General features: G+C 73.3%; 23 protein-coding genes. 12 read left to right on the top strand and 11 right to left on the bottom strand.

Features of this window, described 5'->3' with window-relative positions:
* Positions 1-56 precede the first annotated feature (56 nt).
* From BS75_RS10640 to BS75_RS10630, 3 genes are all read left to right on the top strand, one after another.
* Entirely contained in the window at positions 57-800 is a 744-nt protein-coding gene (locus BS75_RS10640; protein WP_034088053.1) for a class I SAM-dependent methyltransferase, read from the top strand.
* The gene (locus tag BS75_RS10635; RefSeq protein ID WP_034088052.1) at positions 797-1,885 is read left to right on the top strand and encodes a prenyltransferase/squalene oxidase repeat-containing protein; all 1,089 of its coding nucleotides are present in this window, start codon (positions 797-799) and stop codon (positions 1,883-1,885) included. The genes BS75_RS10640 and BS75_RS10635 overlap by 4 nt, the downstream gene beginning before the upstream one ends.
* A gap of 86 nt (positions 1,886-1,971) precedes the next feature.
* Complete coding sequence (locus BS75_RS10630; RefSeq protein WP_034088051.1) at positions 1,972-2,694, top strand: maleylpyruvate isomerase family mycothiol-dependent enzyme; 723 nt, start codon at positions 1,972-1,974, stop codon at positions 2,692-2,694.
* A gap of 76 nt (positions 2,695-2,770) precedes the next feature.
* Here the strand turns inward: BS75_RS10630 and BS75_RS10625 are convergent, their stop codons facing one another.
* On the bottom strand, positions 2,771-3,046 hold the full coding sequence (locus tag BS75_RS10625) for a hypothetical protein (protein ID WP_034088050.1): 276 nt from the start codon (positions 3,044-3,046) through the stop codon (positions 2,771-2,773).
* A 111-nt stretch (positions 3,047-3,157) separates the two neighbouring features.
* Between BS75_RS10625 and BS75_RS10620 the strand changes: the two genes are divergently transcribed.
* From BS75_RS10620 to BS75_RS48030, 3 genes are all read left to right on the top strand, one after another.
* Complete coding sequence (locus BS75_RS10620; protein WP_063771534.1) at positions 3,158-3,940, top strand: maleylpyruvate isomerase family mycothiol-dependent enzyme; 783 nt, start codon at positions 3,158-3,160, stop codon at positions 3,938-3,940.
* A gap of 278 nt (positions 3,941-4,218) precedes the next feature.
* The gene (locus BS75_RS10615; protein ID WP_034088049.1) at positions 4,219-4,581 is read left to right on the top strand and encodes a hypothetical protein; all 363 of its coding nucleotides are present in this window, start codon (positions 4,219-4,221) and stop codon (positions 4,579-4,581) included.
* A gap of 102 nt (positions 4,582-4,683) precedes the next feature.
* Positions 4,684-4,833: a hypothetical protein gene (locus BS75_RS48030; RefSeq protein ID WP_156164241.1), complete on the top strand. Its 150-nt coding sequence runs from the start codon at positions 4,684-4,686 to the stop codon at positions 4,831-4,833.
* A 167-nt stretch (positions 4,834-5,000) separates the two neighbouring features.
* Here BS75_RS48030 and BS75_RS10610 read toward each other — a convergent pair whose 3' ends face one another.
* The 5 genes from BS75_RS10610 to BS75_RS10590 form a co-directional block, all read right to left on the bottom strand.
* Positions 5,001-6,011 carry an LLM class F420-dependent oxidoreductase gene (locus BS75_RS10610; protein WP_034088048.1) on the bottom strand — a complete coding sequence of 337 codons (1,011 nt, stop codon included), beginning with the start codon at positions 6,009-6,011 and terminating at the stop codon, positions 5,001-5,003.
* A 224-nt stretch (positions 6,012-6,235) separates the two neighbouring features.
* Positions 6,236-7,354, bottom strand: coding sequence for a hypothetical protein (locus BS75_RS10605; RefSeq protein ID WP_034088047.1), 1,119 nt, complete (start codon positions 7,352-7,354; stop codon positions 6,236-6,238).
* A gap of 93 nt (positions 7,355-7,447) precedes the next feature.
* The gene (locus BS75_RS10600; protein WP_081982237.1) at positions 7,448-8,431 is read right to left on the bottom strand and encodes an N-acetylmuramoyl-L-alanine amidase; all 984 of its coding nucleotides are present in this window, start codon (positions 8,429-8,431) and stop codon (positions 7,448-7,450) included.
* Positions 8,421-9,617, bottom strand: a complete 1,197-nt coding sequence (locus BS75_RS44120) for a hypothetical protein (RefSeq protein WP_052069328.1) — start codon at positions 9,615-9,617, stop codon at positions 8,421-8,423. Before BS75_RS44120 ends, BS75_RS10600 begins: the two co-directional genes overlap by 11 nt.
* 99 nt (positions 9,618-9,716) lie before the next feature.
* Positions 9,717-10,376, bottom strand: a complete 660-nt coding sequence (locus tag BS75_RS10590; protein WP_042439183.1) for a class I SAM-dependent methyltransferase — start codon at positions 10,374-10,376, stop codon at positions 9,717-9,719.
* A 476-nt stretch (positions 10,377-10,852) separates the two neighbouring features.
* Here BS75_RS10590 and BS75_RS10585 point away from each other — a divergent pair, with 476 nt between their 5' ends.
* A complete protein-coding gene (locus tag BS75_RS10585) occupies positions 10,853-11,902 on the top strand; it encodes a hypothetical protein (protein ID WP_034088046.1) in 1,050 nt (349 codons plus the stop codon).
* A gap of 75 nt (positions 11,903-11,977) precedes the next feature.
* Here BS75_RS10585 and BS75_RS10580 read toward each other — a convergent pair whose 3' ends face one another.
* From BS75_RS10580 to BS75_RS10570, 3 genes are all read right to left on the bottom strand, one after another.
* The gene (locus BS75_RS10580) at positions 11,978-13,450 is read right to left on the bottom strand and encodes a M48 family metalloprotease (RefSeq protein ID WP_034088045.1); all 1,473 of its coding nucleotides are present in this window, start codon (positions 13,448-13,450) and stop codon (positions 11,978-11,980) included.
* A gap of 157 nt (positions 13,451-13,607) precedes the next feature.
* Positions 13,608-15,677 carry a phosphocholine-specific phospholipase C gene (locus BS75_RS10575; RefSeq protein ID WP_034088044.1) on the bottom strand — a complete coding sequence of 690 codons (2,070 nt, stop codon included), beginning with the start codon at positions 15,675-15,677 and terminating at the stop codon, positions 13,608-13,610.
* A 332-nt stretch (positions 15,678-16,009) separates the two neighbouring features.
* A complete protein-coding gene (locus tag BS75_RS10570) occupies positions 16,010-16,384 on the bottom strand; it encodes a DUF3592 domain-containing protein (RefSeq protein ID WP_034088043.1) in 375 nt (124 codons plus the stop codon).
* 310 nt (positions 16,385-16,694) lie between these two features.
* On the opposite strand from BS75_RS10570, the gene BS75_RS10565 reads away from it, so the two are divergent.
* The 4 genes from BS75_RS10565 (at position 16,695) to BS75_RS10550 (ending at position 22,379) form a co-directional block, all read left to right on the top strand.
* Positions 16,695-19,016 carry an acyl-CoA dehydrogenase gene (locus BS75_RS10565; protein WP_034088042.1) on the top strand — a complete coding sequence of 774 codons (2,322 nt, stop codon included), beginning with the start codon at positions 16,695-16,697 and terminating at the stop codon, positions 19,014-19,016.
* Between the two features lie 256 nt (positions 19,017-19,272).
* Positions 19,273-20,142: a MaoC/PaaZ C-terminal domain-containing protein gene (locus BS75_RS10560; RefSeq protein ID WP_034088041.1), complete on the top strand. Its 870-nt coding sequence runs from the start codon at positions 19,273-19,275 to the stop codon at positions 20,140-20,142.
* 120 nt (positions 20,143-20,262) lie between these two features.
* Entirely contained in the window at positions 20,263-21,342 is a 1,080-nt protein-coding gene (locus BS75_RS10555; protein WP_034088040.1) for a zinc-binding dehydrogenase, read from the top strand.
* Positions 21,343-21,434: 92 nt separating this feature from the next.
* Positions 21,435-22,379: a 3-oxoacyl-ACP reductase gene (locus BS75_RS10550; protein ID WP_034088039.1), complete on the top strand. Its 945-nt coding sequence runs from the start codon at positions 21,435-21,437 to the stop codon at positions 22,377-22,379.
* Between the two features lie 117 nt (positions 22,380-22,496).
* On the opposite strand, the gene BS75_RS10545 is transcribed toward BS75_RS10550, so the two are convergent.
* Both BS75_RS10545 and BS75_RS44115 read right to left on the bottom strand, forming a co-directional pair.
* Entirely contained in the window at positions 22,497-22,682 is a 186-nt protein-coding gene (locus BS75_RS10545; RefSeq protein WP_034088038.1) for a hypothetical protein, read from the bottom strand.
* A gap of 243 nt (positions 22,683-22,925) precedes the next feature.
* Positions 22,926-25,073, bottom strand: coding sequence for an alpha/beta hydrolase family protein (locus tag BS75_RS44115; RefSeq protein WP_160312291.1), 2,148 nt, complete (start codon positions 25,071-25,073; stop codon positions 22,926-22,928).
* 504 nt (positions 25,074-25,577) lie between these two features.
* On the opposite strand from BS75_RS44115, the gene BS75_RS10535 reads away from it, so the two are divergent.
* Positions 25,578-26,444 carry a Nif3-like dinuclear metal center hexameric protein gene (locus tag BS75_RS10535; RefSeq protein ID WP_034088037.1) on the top strand — a complete coding sequence of 289 codons (867 nt, stop codon included), beginning with the start codon at positions 25,578-25,580 and terminating at the stop codon, positions 26,442-26,444.
* Positions 26,445-26,481 lie beyond the last annotated feature (37 nt).

Genomic DNA, 26,481 nt, shown 5'->3' with positions numbered 1-26,481 from the left:
CAGCCAAGCCCGTCGGCCCTGCCTGCCCAGCCCGAAGTGAATGGAGCCCCACGACCGTGCTGACTGTCGACTTCTCCCGATTCCCGATCGCCCCCGGCGACCGGGTGCTCGACCTCGGCTGCGGTGGCGGCCGGCACGCCTTCGAGGTCTACCGGCGCGGCGGCCGGGTGGTCGCCCTGGACCGCAACGCCGAGGAGATCCGCGAGGTCAAGCGCTGGTTCGAGGCGATGGAGCAGGCCGGCGAGGCCCCGGCCGGCGCCTCCGCCGTCGCCATGGAGGGGGACGCGCTGGCGCTGCCCTTCCCCGACGACAGCTTCGACAAGATCATCATCTCCGAGGTGATGGAGCACATCCCGGACGACAAGGGCCTGTTGGCCGAGATGGTCCGGGTGCTCAAGCCCGGCGGCTCGATCGCCGTCACCGTCCCCCGCTGGCTGCCGGAGAAGATCTGCTGGGCCCTCTCGGACGCCTACCACGAGGTCGAGGGCGGACACATCCGGATCTACCGGGGCGACGAGCTGGTCGGGAAGATGCGCGAGGCCGGCCTCACCCCCTACGGCGAGCACCACGCCCACGCGCTGCACTCCCCGTACTGGTGGATCAAGTGCGCGGTCGGCGTCGACAACGACAAGGCGCTGCCGGTCCGGGCCTACCATCAGCTGCTGGTCTGGGACATCGTCGGCACGCCGGTCATCAGCAGCATCACCAAGGCCGCCGAGGCCGCGCTCAACCCGCTGATCGGCAAGAGCTTCGTCGCCTACGCGACCAAGCCGCAGGCCCGCACGCAGGAGCTCGGGTGACGGCGGGCACGGGTCCGGTCGCCGTCCCCGAATCGCTGCTGCTGCCCGGGGTGCTCGACCCCGAGCAGGCCGCCGCCACGGTCCGCAGCATCCTCGCCGAGCAGCGCCCCGACGGCGGCATCCCCTGGTTCACCGGTGGCCACCTCGACCCCTGGGACCACGTCGAGGCCGCCATGGCCCTCGACACCGCCGGTGAGCACGCCGCCTCCGAGGCCGCCTACCGTTGGATGATCGACCGTCAGAACCCGGACGGCTCCTGGTACTCCGCCTACACCGACGGCGAAGTGACGGACCGCAACCGGGAGTCCAACTTCTGCGCCTACATCGCGGTCGGCGCCTGGCACCACCACCTCGCCACCGGGGACGACGCCTTCCTGGAGTACCTGTGGCCGACGGTGGAGCGCGCCGTGGGCTTCGTCCTCGGGCTGCGCCGTGCCGACGGCACCGTCGCCTGGCGGCGCGCCGAGGACGGCAGCGTTCCCGACGAGGCGCTGCTCACCGGCTGCTCCAGCGTCCACCACGCGCTGCGCTGCGCCCTCGCCATCGCGGACTACCTCGAAGAGCCGCAGCCGGACTGGGAACTGGCGGCGGGTCAGCTCGGCCACGCGGTCGCCTGCCACCCGGAGCGGTTCCTCGACAAGGACCGCTACTCGATGGACTGGTACTACCCGGTCCTGGGCACCGCGCTGCGCGGCGCGGAGGCCGAGCAGCGGATCGCCCGCGACTGGGACCGCTTCGTCGTCCCCGGCCTCGGTGTCCGCTGCGTCTCCGACCGGCCCTGGGTCACCGGCGGCGAGAGCGCCGAACTCGCGCTGGCGCTCTGGGCGGTGGGCGAGTCCGACCGCGCCGTGGAGATCCTGCGCTCGATCGGCCACCTGCGCCACGTCGACGGCGGCTACTGGACCGGCTACGTCTTCGAGGACGACGCGGTCTGGCCCGAGGAGCGCACCACCTGGACGGCGGGCGCGCTGCTGCTGGCGGTCGCCGCCCTCGGCGGGGACGACGCCACCAGCACCGTCTTCGGCGGCGACAGCCTGCCGGCCGGGCTGGCCAGCGACTGCTGCGAGCAGGGCGACCCGGTGTAGTCGGGCGACCTGGCGCAGTCGGGTGACCCGGCGCGGCACGCCCCGGCGCGGGGGTGCCGATCCGGTCCCCGGGGCAGGATGGTGGCATGGTCTTCGACGCCGACGTGCTCCTCGACCGGATCGACGACGCCACCGGGCAGCTGCTGGCGACGGCGGCCGGACTCGGCGACGCCGACGTCCGGCGGCCCTCGCTGCTGCCCGACTGGTCGCGCAGGCACGTGCTGACGCATCTGGCCCGCAACGCCGACGGCGGCCTCCGGCTGATGGGCTGGGCGCGGACCGGGGTGGCGGCCCAGGAGTACCCGAGCCCGGCGGCCCGGGCGGCGGAGATCGAGGCCGGGGCGGGGCGGCGGGCGGCCGAGCTGCTCGCCGATCTGCGCGACAGTGCCGACCGCTTCGCCGCCGAGTACCGCCGGATGCCTTCCAGCGCCTGGGAGGTGACGGTCCGTTGGACCCGGGGGCAGGAGCACCGGGCGGCCCGGATCGCCGACTCCCGGCTGGCCGAGGTACTGCTGCACCACGTCGATCTCGACGCCGGCTTCGGCTGCGCGCAGTGGCCCCCGGACTTCGTCCGGGACCTGCTCGGCCGGGTGGTGGCGTCCTTCCGCGCCCGCGCGGACGCGCCGGCCGTGCGGCTGCTCGCCACCGACACCGGCGAGTGCCACGAGCCCGCCCCCGGCGACCGGCAGGCTCCGACGGTGGCCGGCCCGCAGGCCGAGCTGCTCGGCTGGCTGACCGGCCGCTCCGACGGGGCCGGGCTCGACCAGCGCGGGGCGGCTGCGCTGCCCGCGCTGCCGCCCCTCTACTGACTCGGCCCGCGACGACTCTGCCCGCCACGGCTCGGTCCGCCACGACGCGGCCCGCTACTGACCGGGTCCCCGGGGCTCAGTCCCGGCTCGCGGCTCGGTGGAGACCGTTGCCGACCGCGGCGTAGACGACGGCCGGGACGCCGAAGACCAGGACGGCATGCAGCTTGGGGTTGCCGACATCATCGCTGAACAGATGCCTCGACCAGGTCGCCAACCAGTCGGCCGCCTGCTGGAACCAGTGGACGACATTGTTGCCGGCGTTCGCGTCGAAGAGGTAGAGGAGGATCCAGACGACAAGGATCAGCGCGGCGACATTCGCCGCGAGGGCGATCAATCGGGTCAACACACTCATGTTGAACGCCTGCCCCGTTCCCGTCACCGAAAACGGTTCCACCGGCCGATGCCGCCGACTGCTACGGTCCCGTGACGTAGCGGAGACCGAGACGGGACAGGGGTGACGGCCGTGCAGTGGCTGGAACACGAGCGGTACCTGGCGGCGCTGGACGCGGACACGGCGGCCCTCGCCGAGGCGGTCGCCGACGGCGACCCGGAGGCCCGGGTGCCGGCCTGCCCGGACTGGGACCTCGGCGCGCTGGTCCGCCACACCGGGACGGTCCACCGCTGGGCCTTCCACATCGTCGACACCCGGGCGACGGAACGTCCCGGCTGGGACGACCTCCCCGACGCCGAGGCCCCGGCCGACGGCGCCGGACTCGCCCGCTGGTTCGAGAGCGGCAGCCGACGGCTGGCCGCGCTGCTGCGGGAACGCGGACCGGCGGAGCCGGTCTGGGGCTGGGCCTGGGAGCGGCACACCGGCTTCTGGGCCCGGCGGATGGCCCAGGAGACCCTGGTGCACCGGATCGACGCCGAGCAGGCAACCGGCAGGGCTTCGGCGGTGGACGCGGACCTCGCGGCCGACAATGTGGACGAGCTGCTGCACAACGCCACCGCCCGGGGCGCACGGGCCTTCCCCAACCTCAAGGCCCTGGCCGTCACCGGGGCGGAGCCGCAGGAGGGCGACGGCACCCTCCACCTCCACTGCACCGACACCCCGGGGGAGTGGCTGCTGCGCCGCACGGCGGAGGGCTTCGCCTACGACGAGGGCCACGCCAAGGGCGCAGCAGCGGTACGCGGCACCGCGCGCGAGCTCCTGCTCTGGATCAACCGACGCGGCCCGGCCGAGGTCGAGGTACTCGGCGACACCGAGGTAGCCCGCCTCTGGAGCGAGGGCCTGGTCTTCGACTGACGGTCCCGCCATGCCCCCGCAGCCCGGTCGCCATGGTTGACGCCAGTCAGTCCACCACAGTGACCGGCCTGCTCGGGGCGGCCCCCGAATTCGGGTCGCAGCCCCTGCTGACCGTCGTGCGCCGCGAATTTTTCATCATGGGGCTGGGGTGGTGCATGTCTCACGTCAATGGCTCAGCGAGGCCCTCGCGCAGTACGGCCGACCGGAAGCCTGTGCCCCCATGGACTGGGTCCAGCCAGAGTGCGCCATCATCCGGCACCCGGCCGAGGAGGAAGATCATGACTGCTCAGCCCGACGAGTCCGTCGTCGGCGGAGGCGAGATCGCCCCTAGGCCGGCAAGGACCATCGCCGACATCAGGGCGGCCCTCGCGGTCGTCGCCCCCGATCAGTTTGCCCGCCTGGCAGAGGAACACACGAAGGCTACGGACGAGGCGATCAAGGCGGGCAGTATCGGCCCTGTGCGTGCGTTCTTGGAGCACTGGGCCGCGATCGTGGAGATCGAACGCTTCCCGGAGACGGCGGAGACGTTCCACCGTGCTCGGTACCTCGCTGACCATGCGGCAAGCCTGGACGACTGTCGGAAGTACGTCCACGCGTACGGTGAGATCTATCGCAGCGCCTGTAAGGCCGTGAGTGCGTGACCTGGGCGTGGGAGTACGACCCCGAACGAGGAATGGGTCGCCGGCCAGGCGTCCCCGGGCCTCCTGGCGGCGGTCGAGACCAAGGCGGCGGAGCTGGTCAGGATGGCGGAAGCGCTCTACCTGGACGGCAGTACCTACAGCGGCGGGCCGTTGCCGTTGGAGCAGATGACTGCCGGAGACGGCATCGTCGTCTTCGCCGTCCATCCGCGGCTTGAGCGAGTCTTCATCCTCCGGGTAATCCCGCACCCGTAGCGTGAGCGACCGCGACAAGTCCGCCGAGATCCCGTCCCTGCGCCATCGGATCGCCGTCCCGCAACGTTGGCCGATGCAAGTGCCTGCCCTGACGTTCCGTCATGCAAGTCGCCCAGTCTGGGCCGGACGCAAGCCCGGCTCTGATGGTGGGATGCCCCTGCCCTTGCTCAGAGCACCAGTTCGGCCAGGGTGCGCAGGGTCTGCGGGTCGCGGCTGGTGAGCAGCAGGTCGGTGACCGGGGCGGCGCGCCAGGCTTCGAGCCGTTCGGCGATCCGCTCGCGCGGGCCGACCAGCGAGATCTCGTCGGCGAAGGCGGCGGGCACGGCGGCCACGGCCTCGGCCTGCTGCCCGGCCAGGAACAGCTCCTGGATCCGGCGGGCCTCGGACTCGTAGCCCATCCGGGCCATCAGGTCGGCGTGGAAGTTGCGGCCGCGCGCGCCCATGCCGCCGATGTAGAAGCCCAGCATGGCCCGGATCGGGGCGAGTCCGGCCTCCACGTCGGTGCAGACCCGGGCGTGGACCAGGGGGGCGACGGTGAAGCCGGGGCGGGCGGCGGCGAGGGCGTCCGTGTAGAGGTGGGCGCGCTCGGGGGAGAAGTACAGCGGCAGCCAGCCGTCGGCGATCCGGGCGGTCTGGGCGATGTTGCGCGGGCCCTCGGCCCCCAGCAGGATCGGCACGTCCGGGCGCAGCGGGTGCAGGATCGACTTCAGCGGCTTGCCGAGGCCGGAGCCGTCCTGTCCCGGGTAGGGGAGCGGGTGGTAGGCACCGTCGAGGACCACCGGCTTCTCGCGGCGCAGCACCTGGCGGACGACGTCGACGTACTCGCGGATCGAGGTGAGCGGGGAGCGCGGGAACGGCCTGCCGTACCAGCCCTCCACGACCTGCGGTCCGGACAGGCCGAGGCCGAGCGTGAACCGGCCGCCGGAGAGGTGGTCGAGGGTCATCGCGTGCATCGCGGTGGCGGTGGGGGTGCGGGCGGCCATCTGGGCGACGGCGGTGCCGAGCGCGATCCGGCTGGTGTGGGCAGCGATCCAGGTGAGCGGGGTGAAGACGTCGGAGCCCCAGGCCTCGGCGGTCCAGACCGAGCCGTAGCCCAGGCGTTCCGCCTCCTGGGCGAGTCCGACGAAGTCCTCGGTGGGGGCCGCACCCCAGTAGCCGAGAGCGAGACCGAGGCGCATGGCTTGGTACCCCCATTTTCTGACGGCGCGTCAGCTTGTGGGGGCAGCATAGGCCGGAGACCGCCGACCCACAACGCCGCCGCCGGGGCAGCACGCGGACGCAACCGTGCGGACACGACTGCGCGGACATGGCTGCGCGGACATGACTGCGGGCCGGGACGGTGTGGTCACCGTTCCGGCCCGCAGCGGCCGTTTGCCGGGCTCTGCCCGGTCGGGCGGTCCGGCTATCCGCGCTGGATGCCCGAGGTGTCGGTCAGCAGTCCGCGCTTGCCCTCCTGGGTCTGGGTGACCAGCGCGTCGCCGCGCTGGGCGATGGCCAGGTACCAGGTGCCGGGGACGAGTTCGCCCACCGGCGCGCCCTCGGGGCCCTGCTCCGGGGAGAGGGCGCGGGCCGCCGGGACGGCGAACCAGAACGGCGCGAAGGCCGGTGCGGGCTCCGGCACGGGCTTCGGTTCCGGGACGGTCTTCGGCTCGGGCACGGCCTTCGGCTCGCCCAGGGCCATGGTCCTGGGCTCGGCCAGCGGCACCGTCTTGGGCTCGGCCGCTTCGGGCTTGACCACCGGCGTCAGCATCGCCGTGGCGTGGTCCTGCTGCGGCGGTGCATCCTGCGGGGTCGGCGTCGGTGCGGGGGCCGGCGCCGGAGCGGGGGCCGGAGCGGCCTCCTGGGCCGGGGCGCCGAAGGGTCGGCCGGTCTCCCCGCCCTGCTGCGGGTAGCCGTAGCCGCCCTGCGCGGGCTGCGGGGCATTGGGGTCCGGGTAGCCGTAGCCGCCGGTCTGACCCGTCTGCGGGCCGCTGAACGGCTGGCCGGGCTGGGCCTGCTGCACCGGCTGGCCGAAGTGGTGACCGCCCTGCTGGCCCTGCGGGTAGCCGGTCGGCGGGGTCTGCCCCGGCGTGGCGGACGTCAGCGGCAGTGCCAGCGCGGGCACCCGGGGTCCGGCCAGGACCAGGCCTGCGGCCAGCAGGTCGGCGATGAAGCCCAGGTAGGCGCCGATGCCGAGGCTCAGCCCGCCCTGCGCGCTCAGCAGCGACCACAGCGCGGACCAGAACGCCGCGACGGTCAGCACCGCCCCCCAGTGGCTCAGTTGGATGCCGGCCGGCCGGGGATCGGCGGGCAGCAGCTTCGACCCCAGGACCAGCGCCACCCCGATGATCCCGAGGAAGAACACCGCCGGCAGCAGCGGCATCCGGGTCAGCGTCCAGGCGTTCTGCGAGTAGCTGTCGCTACCGCCGAACGCGCCGTAGGAGATGTCCACCGAGTAGAACGGGAGGAACGAGGCGATCAGAAGCAGGAGGGCCGCAAACGCGAGCGCGGCGTCCCCCCTGGTGACGGTTCGGAGGTTCACCGAGTCCAGACCCTCTCATGAGTGATGATGGTAAGACCGCCCATAGCGTACTGGGGCGTGCGGTACTGATGGCACGTGGTTGGTGTTCGGTCGTCAACTCTGCTGGATCAGGAACGCTGTGAGCCCGGCCGCGATCCCCTTGGCCGCGAGCTGTCGCCAGGCGGCATCGGTCATCCGCTGCGCGTCAGTGGCATTGCGCATGTTGCCGCATTCGATGAACACCTTCGGGACGGTCGACAGGTTGAGTCCGCCGAGGTCGCTCCGGACGTCCAGCCCGGTGCCGCCGTTGACGTAGTTGGCGAAGGGCTCCCCGGTGGCGCTGTGGAAGGCGGAGCGCACGTCGAGCCCGAGGGTGCGCGAGGGGCCGGTGATCGGCGCGGTGTCGGCGCCGCCGCCCACCACCGACGCCGGAAGGATGACGTGGAAGCCGATGTCGGTCGGCCCGGCGCCGTCCCCGTGGATCGAGATCGCAGCGTCGGAGTGCGCCTGGTTACCGATCGCCGCCCGGGTGGTGACGCAGGGGCCCCAGGGCAGGTTGCCGTCCTGGGTGAGGACCACCTCGGCGCCCTCGGCCTGGAGGATCGCCCGGACCCGGCGGGCCACGTCCAGGGAGAAGTCCGCCTCGGGGTAGCCGGAGTCGGTCGCGGTGCCGGTGGTGTCGCAGGCCTTGCTGCCGTTGCCCACCTGCACCAGGGCGTTGATCTGCTGCGGGTGAAGGTAGTTGGTGGGATTGTGGCCCGGGTCGATGGTCACGACCTTCCCGGCGAGCGGCAGCGCGGCGGCGGCCTGCGCGGCCGACGCCGACGCCGACGCCGGCGCTGACGCTGACGCCGACATCGAAGCTGACGCCGAGGACGGCGCCGCCGCCGGGGCGGAAACGGCGGCGGTCCGGCCGGCGGTCGCGCCGGTGGCTTCCTTTCCCTTGGCCACGGCCTGCCAGCCGAGCCAGCCCGCGAAGCTCAGCGGTATCAGCGCCGCCAGCACCACCACCAGCGTCGTGGCCCGGAAGCCCCGATCCTGCTCCCCGCGCCCGGCGGGACGGTCGTGGTCGCCGCTGCGGTCACGGTCAGATGGCATCGGCGGTCCTCGTCGGCAGGCCGTACTGCATGGCGATCGGAGTCCACAGGACCACGAAGGAGTTCTTGTCGGTGGTCGCCGAGGCGCTCTGCGCCTGGGCGTTGTCGTAGTCCGTGGTGTCCGGCGCGTTGCCCGGGGTGCAGCCGCCGGCCGCCATCATTCCGGCCCAGGAGGCGTAGTCGGTATCGGCGGTCGCCGACTCCGTCCACGCCCGGGACAGCGTCTGGACGGCGGCGGCACCGCCCTGGATCTGCGAGACGTCCAGCGCGGCGAGCTGGGTCACCATCGTCTGCCGCTCGCTCGCGGCCTGCGAGAGCGAGGACTGCGCGGCCGTCACCGAACCGGTGTCGGTGCACTGCTGGACGGCGGACACCGCGTCGACCACCTGCTGGCGGTAACCGACGCTCGCGGCGAGCAGCTTGTCCACGGCGGCGGCCTCCGCCTGCCCGTCGGCACCCGCGGACGCGGAAGCGGAAGCGGAAGCGGAAGTGGAGGGGGAGGCAGAGGGCGTGGTCGAGTTGGCGGCGCTGACGGACGGCGCCGCCCCGGCCGCCGGGCCGGTCGGGCTCACGGTCGCCCCCGCCCGGGCGCCGGTTGCGGAACCGGAGCGGCTGAGCGCCCAGACCACGCCCACCACGACCAGCGCCGCGACCACCGCGAGCAGGAGCCGCCGCGACGGGCCGCCGCGTCGCGCCGGCTGCTCCTCCGGCTGCTGCTGCCACTGCTGCGGCACCCCCTGCGGCACCCCTTGCGGCGTCCCCTGCGGCGGGACCGACGGCGGTCCGTAGCGAGGGGCGGGGGCGGGGGCGGTGCCGGGAAAGGGGGTTGCGGGGGCGGCGTCCGGTCGGAACAGGGGCATCGGCGGCGGATCGACCGGCGGCAGCGGCACGGTCGGCGGCGCGTCGTACCCGGGTGCCCCGTACTGCGGGTGGGTGCGGACCGTGAACGGCTCCGTCGCGGCCCCGGACCAGGTGTCCGCCGTGTCGGGCTGGTCGGGGACCAGCGGGAGCAGCGCCGTCGGCTGCTCGTCCGCCGACCCGGCCGGAGCCGCCGGAGCCGCCGGAGCCGCCGCGGCTGCCGCGTCTGCCGCGTCGGCGGGCTCGGCGCGGCGGCGGACCCAGCCGCCCGCGCCGTCGCGCGCGGACGGGTCCCAGACTGCCGGTGTGCTGTCGTTCGTGTCGGACATCGCGGCCTCCCCGCCCCTCGTCTGCGCCGGCACCTGCTGCGTTCCGGCCACGGTACCGAACCACGTGCCGGAACCGTGCGGGTTGACGGGAGATCGGCGTCAGCGTCGGCGCAGCACCCGCAGCGAGCCGTGCGCCGAGACCTCGGCGAACCCCTCGGCCAGCGCCCGCAGGTAGATCCGGTACGGGGCCTGTCCGCCGTCGGCCGGGTCGGGGAAGACATCGTGGATCACCAGCAGGCCCTCCGGGGCGAGATGGGGGACCCAGCCCTCGTAGTCGGCGGTGGCGTGCTCGTCGGTGTGGCCACCGTCGACGAAGACCAGTCCCAGCTGACCGCCCCAGACCGCCGCGACCTGCGGCGAGCGCCCGACCAGGGCGATCACGTGCTGCTCCAGGCCCGCCGCGTGCAGGGTGCGGCGGAACCGGGGCAGGGTGTCCATCAGGCCGACCTCCGGGTCGACCAGCGAGGCGTCGTGGTACTCCCAGCCCGGCTGCTGCTCCTCCGAGCCCCGGTGGTGATCGACGGTCAGCGCGACCGTCCCGGCCTGCCGGGCGGCGTCCGCGAGCAGGATCGTCGAGCGTCCGCAGTAGCTGCCGACCTCAAGCAGCGGCAGTCCGGTGGCCGCCGCCGCACCGGCCGCCGCGGCGTAGAGGGCCAGCCCCTCGTCGACGGGCATGAAGCCGGTGGCCGACTCGAACGCCGCCAGCACCTCCGCTGCCGGAACCCGGGCTCCCGCGTCCGCCTGTGCCGTGTCGGCCATCTGCTGCTCTCCCTGCTTCCGGTGCTCGCGCCGCTCGCTCGCTGCGGACCGGGGCCGTCGAACCGGTCCCGTCCGAGAGGGACCCTACTGGACGGTACGTCCGCCGAAGCCGGTGCCGTTCGGCTCCGCTGCGGTATCGGGCCGTCAGTTGTGGCCCGCCGTCCGGAGTCATCTGTAAAGCGGTTGTAAAGGACGAAATGGCGAGATGGATACAGACCGATATCTCGGCGTGATCATCAGCCGCTCCGATCGTGATCATCCACCTCTAGGGTAAGAAAATAGCAAGCGACCGGTGATGCGGTCGACGATCTGTCAAGGAGTCTGTCATTACCCGCATACGCACGGTCGCTCTCGCTCTCACCTGCACGGTCGGCCTCGCGGCCGGGGTCGCCGCCTGCGGCGCCGTCAAGCAGATCACCACGGGGGAGAAGGTCGGTTCGGCCTTCGGCAAGATCGGTGACAGTAAGACTCTTTCCGTGTCCTTCTCGCTCGACGCCACCGCGGCGCAACTGGTCGCTCTCGACAAGGGCACCTCCGACGCGATGAAGATGGTCGACGCGCAGAAGGTCGCGGGTCTCGGCGCGACGCTCGTGCTCAGCGCCGACAAGCCGCTCGGACAGGTGATGAAGACCCAGGAGAGCAGCCAGAGCCAGCTGCCGGCCGGGGTCGACGCCTCCTTCGAGGTGCACGCCGGGAACCAGAAGCCGCTGCTGGAGCTGCGCGTGGTCAACCAGGTCGACTATGTCCGGGTCGACATGGCCGCCATCGCCGCGCTCAGTGACGACCCGTCCGAGGCCGCCTCGGTCTCCCAGATGCAGCAGGAGATCGGCAGCATGCCGGCCGAGTACGCGGCCCTCAAGGCGCTGCTGTCCGACAAGTGGGTGTCGGTGGACCCGAAGCAGCTGGAGCAGCTCAGCAAGGAGCTCCAGAGCCAGGCCGGTTCGGGGGCCTCGGGCCTGCCGTCGGGTCTGCCGTCGGGTCTGCCGACGGCGGTGCCGACCCTGGCCGCGGGCACCGAGCAGAAGCTGGCCCAGGCGCTGAGCCAGGTCTTCCAGCAGGATGTGACGCTGACCGACAAGGGCAGCAGCAACGGGCAGGACCACATCGTGGTGTCGGCGCCGGCCGACAAGCTGGAGGCCGACCTCACGCAGGCCCTCACGCCGATCGTCAAGGAGATCCCCGGGCTGAGCGACGCGCTCAAGGACAGCTCCTCCTCGGACTCGCCCAGCGCCGCGCCCTCCGCCTCGTCCAGCACCGCGCCGAACAAGGACATCTCGGCCGACCTCTACATCGGCAGCGACGGCTCGCTGTCCAAGGTCGCGTTCGACTTCTGGCAGCTCAACCCGGACGGCAAGCCCGGCGAGCACCTTCCGCTGTCGCTGACCTTCAACGACCAGGCGCCCGCCCCGGCCGCGCCCAGCGGGGCGACGGCGCTGGAGGCCAGCACGCTGCAGGACCTGATCACCAGCATGACCGCCGACGGCGGTTCCGACTCCGGCTCCGACTCGGGCAGCCTCGCCGGCTGATCCCTCAGTCCGCCCCCAACGAGAACCCGCAGGGCCCGGACCGCCGACTGCGCGGTCCGGGCCCTGCCTCGTGGTTCAGGCCGGCCTCTGGTCCAGGCTGCGGGCCAGGGCGGCCCGCAGCGGGGCCAACTCGGCGTCCACGGCTCGTATCTCGGCGGGGGTGAGCACGATCGCCGGTTTCGTCGCGGGCAGTTGCCGCACATAGGCCATCCGCAGGTGCGTCGGCGGGTGCGAGGCGTCCACGGCGGCCTCCTCCAGCCGGGACGCGACGAGTCGACGGGCGCGCTCGCTCTGCGGGATGGAGGCGAGGTACGACCGCAGCTCGGACCAGAGGTCGGGTGCCGCCGGCTGCGCGGCCGGGGTCGGCTGCGCCGGCGCGGCCGGTGCCTCCGCAGGTCGTCGGACCGGCTGGTACTCGTACGCCGGTCGCGGCGCTGCCTCGGGCGCCGGTCGGGGCCGGGCACTCGCACGGACTCGGCGGACCGGCTTGGCGTTCAGCCGCCGCCTGCGCACCACATGGTCGACGGAGCTGCCCAGCGTCAGCATCTCCAGCATTCCCACGGTCGCGTCGTTGGCCGCGACGCGGACCGCGAAGCCGTCGGCCAGGTACTCCCCGCGACGGCTGGACAGCGCGGTCAACCGGGTCAGCAGCCGGTGGAACAGCAGCACCAGGTAGGCGAACCCGGCCAGCAGTACCGTGGCCACGGCGGTACCGGAGGCGACGAGGCCGCGCCCGACCCGCCGTCCCTGCGGGCCCGCCCCCGGGCTCAGCAGGTAGTACCACTCCTGGAGGCTCCGCAGTGCGGAGCCCACCCACAGGCCGCGCCGGAAGTCGCCGTTGGCGCCGTGGCCGAACTCGTGGCCGAGCAGTGCGAGTCGCTGCTCGGGGGCGAGCGTCTCCCACAGCGGCAGTCCCAGCGTCAGCACCACCTCCCGTCGCAGGCCGACCCGGTGGTACGAGGCGTTGTGCCACCCGTTGACGGCTATCACCGCAGCGGGCGCGGTGCCGACCTCGGCGGCCACGCGGTCGGCGAGGGCGTACAGGGCCGGCGCCGCGCTGCGTTCCAGAACCGTCTGCCTGCGCAGCGACCGGCGGCCGGGGCCGAGTTGCGGGCGGAACAGACAGCCGACGGCGATCAGCACCGCACCGAGCACCCGGGGCGGCCAGAGGGGCTGCAGCAGCAGCGCGACGCCGGCCGCGAACAGGGCGAGGGTGACCAGGTGGATGAATCCGGCCAGGACCAGTACGACGAGGTCCGTGCCGCTCGGAGCGGAGCGCCCTCGGTCGGCGCCGGCGACGACCCGGTCGAACAGTCGCTGTTCGAGCCCCCGGTTGAACCTCCGGTTGAGGCGGTCCCGGCGGGTGTTGGACGGCGTTGTCTTCGGCAGCGCGCCCCACTCGCAGGACGGGCACCATTCGACGAAGCGCGGGTCGCTGGTCAGCGGTGAACCGCACTCGGGGCAGGGCCGGGCGTCGGCGGGGGTGGTCGAGTCGGCGGCGGCCGGCTCGGTTGCGGCGTCCGGGAAGACCGGGGAAGGGGAGGTCACGACGGATGATGATGCCGGTAGCCCCGCCCGGGCACCACAGCGGGTGGCCGGTGGCGGCCGGGCCGACGACGGCTCGGGGCCGGACCGCGAAGGTTCGCGCTCCGGCCCCGGACCGGGCCTGCACCGGTCTGCTGCGGCCCGTCGGCCCGCTGCGGCGTCAGCCGGTGACGCTGACCGCGCCGGTCTCGATGTGGCCGGTGGCCCGGCGGCTCCAGCTGGAGTCGCTGCTGACGGTGACCGTGAAGTCGTACCAGCCGTTGGCGATGGTGACCGCGTTGAAGTAGTCGGAGACGCTGGCCCCGGCGGCGACGTTGTACGTCCACGGGCCGTCGGTGCGGTAGTTGTTCGAGGTGATGGTGAAGGTGACGGCGCTGGTGCCGGTGTTCTTCATGGTGAACCAGACCGCCTCCGCACCGGTGTTGGGGGCGGTGGCGTAGTAGGTGACGGCCTCGGCGGTGCTGCCGGCGGTGGTGGCGTTGCCGGCGAAGTGCCGCAGGAAGCGGTTGGGGCCGAGGACGGTGAGGTCGTAGGCGCCGTTGCCGTTGTTGGCGCCGATGCTGAACGAGGCGCTGGTGCTGCCGTCGGTGCCGGTGGCGGCGTTGTACGGGGCCACCGTGTACTGCCAGGGACCGCCGGTGTTGCCGGCGTTGGAGTAGACCGAGTAGTGCGCGTGGGCGGTGGCCTGCGGGCCCTGGTTGGCCAGGTCCAGCCAGAGCAGGGTGGCGTTGTTCGCGTCGTACTCGATGTGGTCGACCCAGGCGTTGGGCTGGTAGGGCAGCGCGCGGGCGGGCTTGGTGCCGGCCTCCTGGGTGGGCATGGAGTTGGTGCCCGGGCTCGGGTTGACCATCACGTTGGCGGTGGCCTGGCTGATGGTGGCGGTCGCGGCCGGCAGGGTCGGCGCGCCGTAGACCGGGTTGGCGAAGTCGAAGGCGCCGGTGAGGTCACCGCACACCTGGCGGCGCCAGGCGCTGATGTTGTTGCAGAGGGCGGGGGTGCCCAGGGCCGTGGTCCAGGTCTCCAGGAACTGGATGACGCTGGTGTGGTCGTAGACCTGGGAGTCGACGTAGCCGCCGCGGCTCCACGGCGAGGCGATGATCATCGGGACCCGGAAGCCCAGGCCGATGTTCTCGCCGGAGTAGAACTCGTTGGCGGTCCCGGTCGGGGCGACCGGCGGCGGGACGTGGTCGAAGAAGCCGTCGTTCTCGTCGTAGTTGAGGAACAGCACGGTGGAGTTGAAGACGTCCGGGTCCGCGGCCAGGGCCTGGAAGACCAGGTTGACGAAGTAGGCGCCGTTCTCCGGCGGCCCGTCCGGGTGCTCGGAGTAGAGCTGGCTGGCGACCACCCAGGAGACCTGCGGCAGGGTGCCGGCCTTGGCGTCGGCGGCGATGGCGTTGGCGATGTCGACCGGGGTGTTGCCGGTGCTGGGCACCGAGCCCATGCCCTGCTGGTAGAGCGCGCTGCTGGTGGACGCGTTGGCGAACTGGCTGAAGTAGGCCAGCGCGTTGTCACCGAAGTTGTCGGAGGCGTTCTGGTAGACCTTCCAGCTGACCCCGGCGTTCTGCAGGGTCTCGGCGTAGGTCTGCCACTTCAGGCCGGACTCGCTGCCGCCGTCGTAGGCCGGGCCGCCCGCGGTGCCGGTCGGGTCGATCTCGCCGGACCACAGGTAGGTGCGGTTCGGGCCGGTCGCCGACAGGATCGAGCAGTGGTACGCGTCGCAGATGGTGTACGCGTCGGCCAGCCCGTAGTGGAACGGGATGTCCGAGCGGTTCATGAAGCCCATGGTCCGCACCGAGCCCTTGGCGGAGACCCAGGAGTCCATCTTGCCGTTGTTCCACGCCTCGTGCTGGGTGGACCAGGAGTGGTCCAGCGAGCCGTCGCACTGCGCCAGCTGCTCCTTGCTCACCCCGAAGTACCAGGTGTCGGTGGCGCTCAGCTGCCACGGGTACTGCCGGCCACTGCCGTTGGCCTGGTTGAAGACGCTGTTGCCGCCGTTGATCTGGATGGTGGCACGGTCGTCGAAGCCGCGGACCCCCTTCAGCGAGCCGAAGTAGTGGTCGAAGCTGCGGTTCTCCTGCATGAGGACCACGACGTGCTTCACATCAGCAATAGTGCCGGTGGTGCCCGCGGCCGAGGCCTTGGACACGGTGCTCGGAAGATTGTCCAGGCCGAGGGCTGCGCCGAGCGCGGCGGCTGAGCCGAGGAAGGTGCGACGGGTGAGCGGGGACACGGGGGACTCCAAGTGAGGGGTCGGATACCTGCGGGTAACACGGTCGGGCACAGCGGGGGCCGAGGAGTGTGGCTGGCGTGAACGGGACAAGTCCGCATGGTGTCGGGAACGGGCGCAATCCGGAAGAGAGCTGAAGGGAACTGAAGGGAAAAAGGCTCGTGCGGCAGCCGCCGGCCGGAGGCCGCGTGCTGGCCACGCTCCGGGGCGCCGCCGCCGGCCAGCCGTTCGCCGCGCGCCTCCAGTACACCCACGCCTGGGTCCACGCCGAGGGCGCCTGGCGGATCCTCGCCGCCCACGCCGGCGTGAGTCCGCGTTCCGAGTGGCCGACCGGCTCAGCGCCCCGTCAGCAGGGCTGCGGCGACTGCGAGGAAGGCGCCGCCCACCACCGTCGCCGTGATCGGGAACCCCCAGGGAGAGAAGCCGCCGATCATGCGGGCGCGCTGCGGTTTGCCGGCCGGATAGCCGACCTGCACTTCCTGTCCGACGCTGCCGCGGAAGGCCGACTCCAACTGGTGCGGAACGCCGGACTCGTCCATGAAGCGCACCGTGCTGGAGGTGCCGCCACGCGGGGCGACCTTCACCCGCGACACCAACCCGGTGGCACGGCGTCCGGTGGTGGCCTGCCACTGGCGGGCCGCCTGCCATCCGGCGGCGACCCAGACGGCCGCCCCGACTCCGCCGGTGAACAGGACCCCGCTATCAACCATGCGCTCCGCCCGCGTCGTGTCTGCCGGCCGACTGGCAGGGGCGCCGAAGGCTGGGGGCAGGAGCATACGTGGCCCGCACTGCGCGGGCAACGGTGGCCGTTCGACTGCCACGGCAGTCGGAGGCGGTGGTGCTCGTCTGCGCCACCAGCCGGGCCGCCGCCCTGCCGACGCCCGCTACCCCTTCCTGACGCAGCCGGGCAGGGTGCCGGGTAGAAGGTTGGCTGCGGCCGGGTCTACCGGTGCGATGGAACACGTTCTAATCTGACGGTGCGTCAGTAAACGTGCTGCGCCCAACGGTGGAGGGACTCGCATGGCCATCGGCATCACGGAGGACCACCGAGCGCTGGGCGCCGCCGTGCGCGGACTGCTGGAACGCGAGCTCGGCGAGGCCGCACCGGACCGGGCTCCGGGATCCCCGGCCGGCTGGTGGAAGTCGCTCGCCGAGCAGGGGCTGATCGGTCCCCACCTGTCCGAGCAGGCCGGGGGAGGCGGCGGCACCCTGCTCGACCTCTCCGTCGTCATGGAGCAGACCGGACGGGCGCTGCTGCCGGGGAACCACCTGCCGACCGTGCTCGCCACCGTCGTCGTCGACCGGGGCGGCCGTTCGGGTCCGGAGACGGCGTCCCTCGCGGACGGCAGTCGTAGCGCGGCCGTCGCCCTCGACCCCGGCGGGCTGCGCGCCGAACCGGTGGCCGGCGGCCGGCTGCGGCTGCACGGCAGCACGCCGGTGGTGCTCGGCGACGAGGGCGCCGATCTGCTGCTGCTCCCGGCCCGCTCCGCCGAGGGCGAGGGTGAGGGTGGCGGTGGGGGCGCGCGCGAGGGTGAGGGTGAGTACTGGTACCTGGTCGAGGCCACCGAGGCCGGGCTCACCCCGCTGCCCTCGCTCGACCTCACCCGGGGGCTGCTCCGGGTCGAGCTGGACGTCGTCCTGCCCGCCGAGCGGCGGGTGGCCGCCGACACCCCGGCGCTCCGGGCCGCCCTCGCGGTGCCGATCGCGGCCGAGGCCTGCGGGATCGCGGCCTGGGCGCTGGACACCGCCGTCCGGCACGCCACCCTCCGGCACCAGTTCGGGCGGCCGATAGGCCAGTTCCAGGCGGTGAAGCACCTCTGCGCACACCTGCTGGTGCGGACGGAGAAGGCCACGGCCGCCGTCTGGCAGGCGGCCCGTGATCAGGACGCCCTGGCCCGGGACGCCCTGGCCCGGGACGCCGTGGATCAGGCCGCCGTGGCCCGGGAGGCCGTGGACCGGGGCGCCGTCGGTCGCGCCGAGGTCAGCGCCGCAGTCGCCGTCGCGCTGGCGCTGGAGGCGGCCTACGAGAACGCCAAGGACTGCATCCAGATCCTCGGCGGGATCGGCTTCACCTGGGAGCACGGCGCGCACCTCCGGCTGCGCCGGGCGGCCGTACTGCGGCAACTGCTCGCCGGCGTGGGCAGTGGCGGTGGTGACGGCGTGGGCGGTGGCGTGGGCTGCGGCGAGCGGGCGCTGTTCGGGGCGGTGGGGCGGGCTGCCGTCGCGCACGGGCTGGCCCGGCCGGCGCTGGAACTCCCGCCGGAGGCCGAGCACTTCCGGACCGAGGCGCGCGCCGCCGCCGCGTCCGTCGTCGGGCTCGACCCGGCCGAGCAGCGGCGCCGACTGGCCCCGGACGGCTGGGCCGCGCCGCACCTGCCGGTCCCCTACGGGCGCGGCGCGGGACCGCTGCAGCAGCTGGCGGTCGACCAGGAGCTCGCGGCGGCCGGGGTCCGGCTGCCGGACCTGACCATCGGCACCTGGGTCGTCCCCTCGCTGGTCGCCCACGGCACGCCGGAGCAGCGGGAGCGCTACCTGATGCCGACCCTGCGCGGTGAGCTGAGCTGGTGTCAGCTGTTCTCCGAGCCCGAGGCCGGCTCGGACCTCGCCTCGCTGCGCACCCGCGCGGTACGGCTGCCGGACGGCCGCTGGCGGGTGGACGGCCAGAAGGTCTGGACGTCCAGCGCCCGCACCGCCGACTTCGGGATCCTGCTGGCCCGCACCGCACCGGAGAAGCCCAAGCACCAGGGGCTGACCTACTTCCTGGTCGACATGCGGACAACGCGCGGAATCGACATCCGCCCGCTCCGCGAGATCACCGGCGACGCGGTCTTCAACGAGGTCTTCCTGGACGGCGTGGAACTGCCGGCCGACGCCGTCGTCGGCGAAGTGGACGGCGGCTGGCGGGTGGCCCGGCACACCCTCGGCAACGAGCGGGTGCACATGGCCGATGCCAGCCCCACTCTCGATGCGGTCCGGCAACTGCTGGCCGTGCCCGGCGCGGACCCGGCGACCCTGGGCCGGCTGGCGGCCGACGAGCACGTCCTCGGCTGCATCGACCTGCGCACCGCACTCAGCAGCCTGGACGGGCTCGACCCGGGAGCCGGCGGCAGCATCAGGAAGGTGGTCTCAGCCCCGCACGCCCAACGCGTGGCCGAATCGGCACTGGAGCTGAGCGGTCCGGAGGGCGCGGTCCAGGAGGGGGCGGGTGCGCGGATCGGCCACGCCTTTCTGATGTCCCGCTGTCTGACCATCGCCGGCGGCACCACCCAGGTCCAGCTCAACGTGGTCGCCGAGCGGATCCTCGGGCTGCCGCGCGATCCCGAGCCGACGGCGCGCAACTGAGTGGGGCGCGAAGGGATTCTCAACGCCGGAGAGATGCGCTATACCTGACGAGCAGAAAGATAGAACAGGTTCTACAAATCAGCCCCATCCACAGACCCGCGGAGTCGGCCGTGTCACCGAGCCGGGATCCGCGCCGAGCGGCCCCGGTGCGTCCGACGGTGCGGAAGGCCGCACCGGGGTCCGTCCACACGGAGTGCCGGCCCGGGCACCGGCCCGGGCCCAGGCCATGACCCGGCCCGACAGGGAGAGACCCGCGATGCCCATTGACCCCGCCGCCGCCCTCGCAGCGCCGCCCCGCAGCACCGACATCGCGTGGGAGCAGCGGGACGTGCTGCTCTACCACCTCGGCGTCGGCGCGGGCGCGCACCGACCGGCCACCGACCCCGACGAACTGCGGTACACCTACGAGAAGGACCTCCAGGTCCTCCCCGGCTTCGTCACGGTCGCGGGCGGCGGACTCGCCAAGGCCGGGGCGTTCAGTCAGCCCGGCCTGGACATCGACCTCACCCGGGTGCTGCACGGCGGCCAGCGCATCGAACTGCACCGCCCCGTCCCGGTCTTCGGACGGGCCGTGCTCACCAGCAGCCTCGCCGCGATCCACGACAAGGGCAAGGCCGCCGTGCTGGTGATGCGCAGCGAGGCCGCCGACGCCGACGGGCCGCTGTGGACCTGCGACACCGAGATCTACGCCCGGGGCGAGGGCGGCTTCGGCGGCGAGCGCGGAGGGAGCAGCCGGGTCGAGATGCCCGACCGGGCCCCGGACCACGAGCTGGAGATCCCGGTCCGGCACGACCAGGCGCTGCTCTACCGGCTGTCCGGCGACTGGAACCCGCTCCACGCCGACCCCGACTTCGCCAAGGCGGCCGGCTTCGACACACCGATCCTGCACGGTCTCTGCACCTACGGGATCACCCTCAAGGCCGCCGTGGACACCGTCCTGGACGGCGACGCGAGCCGGGTCCTCGGCTACAGCGCCCGCTTCGCCGGGGTCTTCTTCCCCGGCGAGACGCTGCGGGTGCGGATCTGGGCGGAGGGCGACGACCGCTTCCTGCTCACCGCCTCGGCCGTGGACCGCGCCGACGCCCCCGTCCTGGCCGACACCGTGCTGACCACCCGCCCCGCCTGACCACCGGCGCTGCCTGACCGCCCGCGCTGCCTGACCGCCCGCACCGCCTGACCACTCGCACCGTCACTCGATATATCCGCACCCGATCCACCGATCCACCGAGCCGCACAGGGAGCCGTTATGCGCGCAGCAGTTCTGCACCAGACAGGTCAGGAGAAGCTGGAGGTCCACGAGGGCGTGGAACTGCCCGCCACCGGCGCGGGCCAGGTCAGGGTGCGGATGCGGGCGGCGAGCCTGTGCCACTCCGACCTGTCCGCGATGAGCGGCGTGCTGCCGCAGCCCGCGCCGTTCGTCCCCGGCCACGAGGGCGCCGGCGAGATCACCGAGGTCGGTGCGGACGTCAAGGGCCTCGCGGTCGGCGACCACGTGGTCATCTGCTGGATGCCGCCGGACGGCACCTGTCCGAGCTGCCTGCGTGGGGAGGGCAACCTCTGCCTCGCCGGGTTCGCCAACATGGGCACCCCCAACTACCGCTACGACGGCGCCGACATCTTCGGCTTCTCCGGTACCGGCACCTTCGCCGAGGAGACCGTCGTCGCGGCCGGCTGCGCGGTGAAGCTGCCCGCGGACGTGCCCTTCGAGGTCGGCGCGCTGATCGGCTGCGGCGTCACCACCGGGGTGGGTGCGGCGATCCACACCGCGAAGGTCGAGCCGGGCTCCTCGGTCGTGGTGATCGGCTGCGGCGGGGTCGGCATCGCCGCGATCCAGGGCGCACGGGTCGCCGGCGCCGCGCAGATCGTGGCGGTCGACCCGGTGGCCGCACGCCGCGACTGGGCGCTGCGCTTCGGCGCCACCGAGGCGGTCGCCCCGGAGGGGCTGGCCGCCGTGCAGCAGCGGCTGACCCCTGGCGGCGAGGGCTTCGACTACGCCTTCGAGGTGGTCGGCCGCTCGGCGACGGTCCGGGCCGCCTACGACGCGACCCGGCGCGGCGGCGCCGTGGTGGTGGTCGGCGCCGGGGCGATGGACGACATGGCGCAGTTCAACATGTTCGAGCTGTTCTTCAACGAGAAGCGGCTGCTGCCCTCCCTCTACGGCGGCGCGGACGTACTGCGCGGCTACCGGACCATCATCGACCTGTGGCGGGCCGGGCGGCTGGACCTCGAAGGCATGATCACCCACCATGTCCGGCTCGAAGGGATCAACGACGCCATCGAGCAGATGCGGACCGGCGAGGCCCTGCGCACCGTCATCACCCTCTGAGCCTGGAACCGCCGAACGCCTGAACGTCTGAATGCCTGAACCGCTGAACCGCTGAACCCCTGAACCTTCTGTGCAGAACGGGAGTCCGCAGCATGAGCACCTCACTGGAGGGCAGGACGGCGGTGGTCACCGGCGCCGGACGCGGCCTCGGCCGGGCCGAGGCGCTGGAACTGGCCCGGCTCGGCGCCAACGTCGTCGTCAACGACTTCGGCGCGCCCGGCCGCGACGGCAGCGGCGCGGCGTCCGCCGCCCCGGCGGACGAGACGGTCGCCGCGATCGTCGCCGAGGGCGGCCGCGCCGTCGCCCACTACGGCGACATCGCCGACCTCGACACCGCCGGGCAACTGGTCGAGCTGGCGGTGGAGCAGTTCGGCGGACTCGACATCCTGGTCAACAACGCCGGGATCCTGCGCGACCGGATGGTCTTCTCGATGACGGGGGAGGAGTGGGACTCGGTGATCCGGGTCCACCTCCGCGGCCACTTCGCCACCACCCGCGCCGCCGCCGGGTACTGGCGCGACCGGGCCAAGCGCGAGGGCGGACCGGTCTACGGACGGATCGTCAACACCGCCTCGGAGGCGTTCGTCGGTGGCTCGGCCGGACAGCCCAACTACGCCGCGGCCAAGGGCGGCATCGTCGGCCTCACCCTCAGCTGCGCCTCGGCGCTGGCCCGGTACGGGGTGACCAGCAACGTCATCTGCCCGCGCGCCCGTACCCGGATGACCGAGGACGTGTTCACCGGCACGATGGCCGCCCCGGAGCAGGGGCTCGACCCGCTGGCTCCCGAGCATGTCTCCCCGTTGGTCGGCTACCTGGCCTCGCCGGCGGCGGAGCGGGTCAACGGGCAGGTGTTCGTCGTCCACGGCGGACTGGTCGCGGTGCTCGGGCAGCCTCCGGTGCTGGCCAGGTTCGACACCGCCAAGGACCTGTTCACCGTGGCCGAGCTGGACGACCTGCTCAGCCCGTTCTACGCGGACCGCACTCCCGGCGACGGCTATGCCAATGTCGCCGTCCTCGGCCTGCGGCACGGCGATTGACGTACCGTCAGTTGCCTTGCTGTGGTGGTGCTGCGGCGCTGCGGAACGATCGGGACAGGCCCGCCCGATCGCTCCGCACCGCCGTGGCTCACCCGCGTGGCTGCCGCTGTGGCCGACTCAGTCGGTGCCGGCGCGGCGGTGCCGTCCGTGACCGGCGGGTTCGCGGCGGCCCTCCCGGTCGTCGTCCGCGGTGTGGCCGCGGTGCCGGCCGGCCAGGGCCATGGCCTTGGCCGATTCGGTGTCACTGTCCCCCGGTGCGGTGTCCAGGCGGTTCTCAGTGATGTCGGTGAGGGCATCGGACATGAGAGTCGTCATTCTCCGTTGTGTGCGATATCTGATTGCGGGCTGCGTCGGGCGGTCCGGCGTCGGGCGGCCCGGAAAGGTACGGGCAGAATCACCCCGTTGCAGGTCACCTGCCCCGCGCCACCCTATTCAATGTTCTCTACGCCTATTGCACCGGCATGGTAACGAAGAGTGCACGATCGATGCCGCCCGCAGCCCGCCCCCGGACCCGCTGCTGACCGCCGCTCATCCTGCCCGTACCGATCAGCCGGTGCGGCCGGTTCGCAGAAATCCGGCCAACAACTCGTGCAGAACCGGCCCGCTCTCCTCGGCCAGGACCTCGTGCCCGGCCCCCGCCACCTCCACCAGCCGGAGGTCCGCGCCCTCCCGCCGGCCCATCCGCAGCAGCTCCTGACGCAGCGTCCGGGACTGCCCGACCGGCACCACGTCGTCCTGGTCCCCGTGCACGACCAGCAGCGGAGCCACCAGTCGGTGGCACAGCCGGAGCACGTCGCGCGGGCCGCGTCCGTCCTCGGGCTCCTGCGCGCCGCCCATCCGCACCGTCAGCGACCGCACCCCGGGCGTCGCCTCGGCCAGCAGCCGCGCGCCGGAGAGGAAGGGGGCGACCACCGCGCACCGCGCCACCAGGTGCGGCGAGGTGGAGGCCGCGAGCAGCGCCAGGAACGCTCCGTAACTCACCCCGAAGAGTGACGCGGGCTCAAGCCCCGAGGCGACCCGCTGCCCGCTCACCGAGGACAGCAGCGTCAGCACGTCGTCCAGGTCCGGTCCGCCCCAGGCCCCCTGAACCGCCTGGGCGTGTTCGATGCCGTACCCCGTGCTGCCGCGCTGGTTGGGGGCGACCACGGCCAGCCCCTCGGCGGCCATCCGCTGCAGCGTCGGGTCGAACTCCATCCGCCAGGCATCGGCCGGGCCGCCGTGCAGGGCCAGCACCAGGTGCTGCGCCGTCAGCCAGGCGTCCCCGCCGTAGACCACGGCCTCCACCGGTCCGGCCGCTCCGGCCAGCTCCACCGTCCGGGCGGGCTGCCAGCGTCCGCCGCCGCCGGGCGGCGAGCTGCCGTCCAGCCGCCAGCCGGGCCGGTTCGGTCGCAGCTGCCGCACCGTCGAGGGGTCGGGGACGGTGCGCAGCAGGCTGTGCACCCCGGCCCGGCCGCCCTGCAGCGGCGCCAGCCGCAGCGGCATCGTCGGTGCGACGACCTGCGGCTGCGGCTGCTCGCCGGTCAGCAGGTCGACGTCGATGGTGGCCATCCCGGCCGGGTGGTCCGGCGCGGAGTAGGGCATCCGCAGACCGGCGGCGGACCAGTGGCCGACCCCGCCCAGCCGGCCGGACGGTATCGCCACCGGTTCGCACCGGCCCTCGCCGGGGCTCCAGACCGTGAGCGAGGAGGCCACACCCCAGTCGCCCTGCAGCGCGACCCGCAGCTCCGCCGCCGGGGTGCCGGGGTCGGTCGCGGCCTCGATGGCGACCGGCCGGAGGAAGCGCTGCGGCGGATGGAGGCAGTCGGGGAACCGCAGCGGCTGCTCCCCGCCGAGGACGCCCCAGCCCAGCCGGTCGACGCCGGGCGCGTCGCTGCGGACCAGGATCAGGCCGCTCACCGGGTCCGCCAGCACCAGCCGGTCGTTGCTGCCGGGGGCCAGCTCCAGCAGCGGGCTCAGCACCCCGGTGGCGAGGTCGAGCACGACCGTCTTCACCAGTGGTCCGTGCTCGCCGGGCCGGACATGGTCCAGCGCCAGCATCCGGCCGCCCCGGTCCAGCCACACGCCGCCGCCGACCTGGCCGGAGAACTCGGCGACCTGCTGCGGGGGCGCACCGTCCGCGCTGATCAGCCAGGCCGAGGTGATCTGCCGCTGGTCCGCGCCGAGCGCGACCGCGACCGGTGCGCCGAACCCGGCCGAGGGCAGCGCCAGCAGCCGCAGGGCCGGCACCCGCAGGCTGCCGACCAGCTGCTCGCCCGGTCGGCCGGGCGTCCGCACCAGCAGATCCTGCCGAACGCCGCCCTGCGGGGCCTGTGCCTCCTGCTGTTGCCGACAGATCAGCACCCGGCCGTCCTGCAGCGAGACCAGCTGCGAATGCAGGCTCTCGGGCCCGGTCGCGCCGCCGGGGACGCCGCCGGAGAGCAGCGGCATCGGCTCGGGGCCGCCGGCGCCGCCCAGCCACCAGCTCTCCGGGTACCAGCCGCTGTCCCCGGAGGTCGCCAGGCAGGCGGCGTAGCCGCCGTCGGAGGAGAAGGTGAAGCCGACCCGTCGCAGCACCGGCGCCACCACCCGCTCCGGCTCCGACGGCAGGGTGTCGACCAGCGTCAACGCGGGCTCATGGCCGCCGGCGGCGCCGCCCGGCGGGGGCGGGAAGGAAGGAAAGGGAGCGGGCTGGAAGGGCGGGTGGATCGACGGCATTGACGGCTGCATCGACGGCACTGACGGCATCGACGGTCGCGCCGACTGTGCCGGCTGCCCGGCGGGTGCGGGTGCGGGCGCGGGTTCGAGCGGTTGGCCGGTGGGCAGGTACCCCTCCGACACCCGGAGCAGGGGCGCTGCGGCCATGGTCCCGAAGAGGGCCGGGGCGGGGACGGGCGTGAGGGCCGGGGGCAGGGGCGCAGTCAGAGGCTGGGGGACCGGCAGCGGCAGCGGTAAAGGCTGCGGCAGGGGCTGAGGTGTCACAGTCATTGCGTTGGGTCACCACCACGAGGATGAGGGCGGGACCGCAGCGGTCCTCGGCCGGGCGCGGTGCGGAAGGGCCATCGGGCCGACGCCCCCCGCCGCATCAAAGACGCTACTCAGGCCCCAGGGGCCATCCGAACGGATCGATGCCCCTTCACTCATACGGGTGAGCCGGTGCGGAGCAGGTCGAAGGCGGCCCACCCGGCGGTTCCGGCCGGGAAACTTCGGTAAAGTCGACGGGTGCCGATCCTTTCCGACGTCCAACACCTGTTCGACGAGATCTACCCGCCCGCCCGGGCGGAGTCCTGGGACGCCGTCGGCCTGGTCTGCGGCGATCCGGGCGCCGAGGTCCGGCGGGTGCTGTTCGCCGTCGACCCGGTCCAGCCGGTCGTCGACGAGGCCGTGGCCTGGGGCGCGGACCTGCTGGTCACCCACCATCCGCTCTATCTGCGCGGGACCACGACGGTCGCGGCCGACAGCTTCAAGGGCCGGGTCGTGCACAGCCTGATCCGCAACGACATCGGGCTGCTGGTCTGCCACACCAACGCCGACTCCGCCGACCCGGGAGTCTCCGACGCCCTCGCCGAGGCGATCGGCCTGCGCATCACCGGCCCGCTGGTCGCCGACCCGACCGACCCGGCCGGACGCCGGGGCCACGGCCGGATCGGCGAGCTGCCCGAGGCGGAGCCGCTGACCGCCTTCGCCGCCCGCGTCGCCGCCGGGCTGCCGGCCACCGCCCAGGGCGTCCGTGCCGCAGGCGACCCGGACCGGCCGATCCGCCGGGTCGCGGTCTGCGGCGGCTCCGGCGACTCCTTCTTCGCCGACGTCCGCGCGGCCGGGGTGGACGCCTTCGTCACCGCCGACCTGCGGCACCACCCCGCCTCCGAGGCCCGCGAGGCGAGCCCGCTGGCGCTGGTGGACGCCGCGCACTGGGCCACCGAGTGGCCCTGGCTGCGCAGCGCGGAGCGCGAGCTCCACGCCGCAGCCGAGAAGCGCGGCTGGACCTTCGAGACCCGGGTCTCCCAGCAGGTCACCGACCCCTGGACGCTGCACGCCCCGATGGCCGCGACGCCCGACGACCGCGAACCCACGAACGTGAACCCATGACGGCGCACCCACGACCGCGACTCGACGGCCGCGACCC

This window comes from Streptacidiphilus albus JL83, from assembly GCF_000744705.1.
Taxonomy (GTDB): domain Bacteria; phylum Actinomycetota; class Actinomycetes; order Streptomycetales; family Streptomycetaceae; genus Streptacidiphilus; species Streptacidiphilus albus.
Note: the sequence above shows the minus strand (reverse complement) of the source record. Positions and strands in the feature narration are given on the sequence as shown.

Bases quoted from the DNA above. Each gene is read 5' to 3' on its own strand.
- BS75_RS10570 (WP_034088043.1), bottom strand. From the start codon at position 16,384: ATGGTTGATAGCGGGGTCCTGTTCACCGGCGGAGTCGGGGCGGCCGTC.
- BS75_RS10630 (WP_034088051.1), top strand. From the start codon at position 1,972: ATGGTCTTCGACGCCGACGTGCTCCTCGACCGGATCGACGACGCCACC.
- BS75_RS44120 (WP_052069328.1), bottom strand. From the start codon at position 9,617: ATGTCCGACACGAACGACAGCACACCGGCAGTCTGGGACCCGTCCGCG.
- BS75_RS10550 (WP_034088039.1), top strand. From the start codon at position 21,435: ATGAGCACCTCACTGGAGGGCAGGACGGCGGTGGTCACCGGCGCCGGA.
- BS75_RS44115 (WP_160312291.1), bottom strand. From the start codon at position 25,073: ATGCCGTCGATCCACCCGCCCTTCCAGCCCGCTCCCTTTCCTTCCTTC.
- BS75_RS10600 (WP_081982237.1), bottom strand. From the start codon at position 8,431: ATGCCATCTGACCGTGACCGCAGCGGCGACCACGACCGTCCCGCCGGG.
- BS75_RS10555 (WP_034088040.1), top strand. From the start codon at position 20,263: ATGCGCGCAGCAGTTCTGCACCAGACAGGTCAGGAGAAGCTGGAGGTC.
- BS75_RS48030 (WP_156164241.1), top strand. From the start codon at position 4,684: ATGGCGGAAGCGCTCTACCTGGACGGCAGTACCTACAGCGGCGGGCCG.
- BS75_RS10560 (WP_034088041.1), top strand. From the start codon at position 19,273: ATGCCCATTGACCCCGCCGCCGCCCTCGCAGCGCCGCCCCGCAGCACC.
- BS75_RS10590 (WP_042439183.1), bottom strand. From the start codon at position 10,376: ATGGCCGACACGGCACAGGCGGACGCGGGAGCCCGGGTTCCGGCAGCG.
- BS75_RS10625 (WP_034088050.1), bottom strand. From the start codon at position 3,046: ATGAGTGTGTTGACCCGATTGATCGCCCTCGCGGCGAATGTCGCCGCG.
- BS75_RS10565 (WP_034088042.1), top strand. From the start codon at position 16,695: ATGGCCATCGGCATCACGGAGGACCACCGAGCGCTGGGCGCCGCCGTG.
- BS75_RS10615 (WP_034088049.1), top strand. From the start codon at position 4,219: ATGACTGCTCAGCCCGACGAGTCCGTCGTCGGCGGAGGCGAGATCGCC.
- BS75_RS10610 (WP_034088048.1), bottom strand. From the start codon at position 6,011: ATGCGCCTCGGTCTCGCTCTCGGCTACTGGGGTGCGGCCCCCACCGAG.
- BS75_RS10545 (WP_034088038.1), bottom strand. From the start codon at position 22,682: ATGTCCGATGCCCTCACCGACATCACTGAGAACCGCCTGGACACCGCA.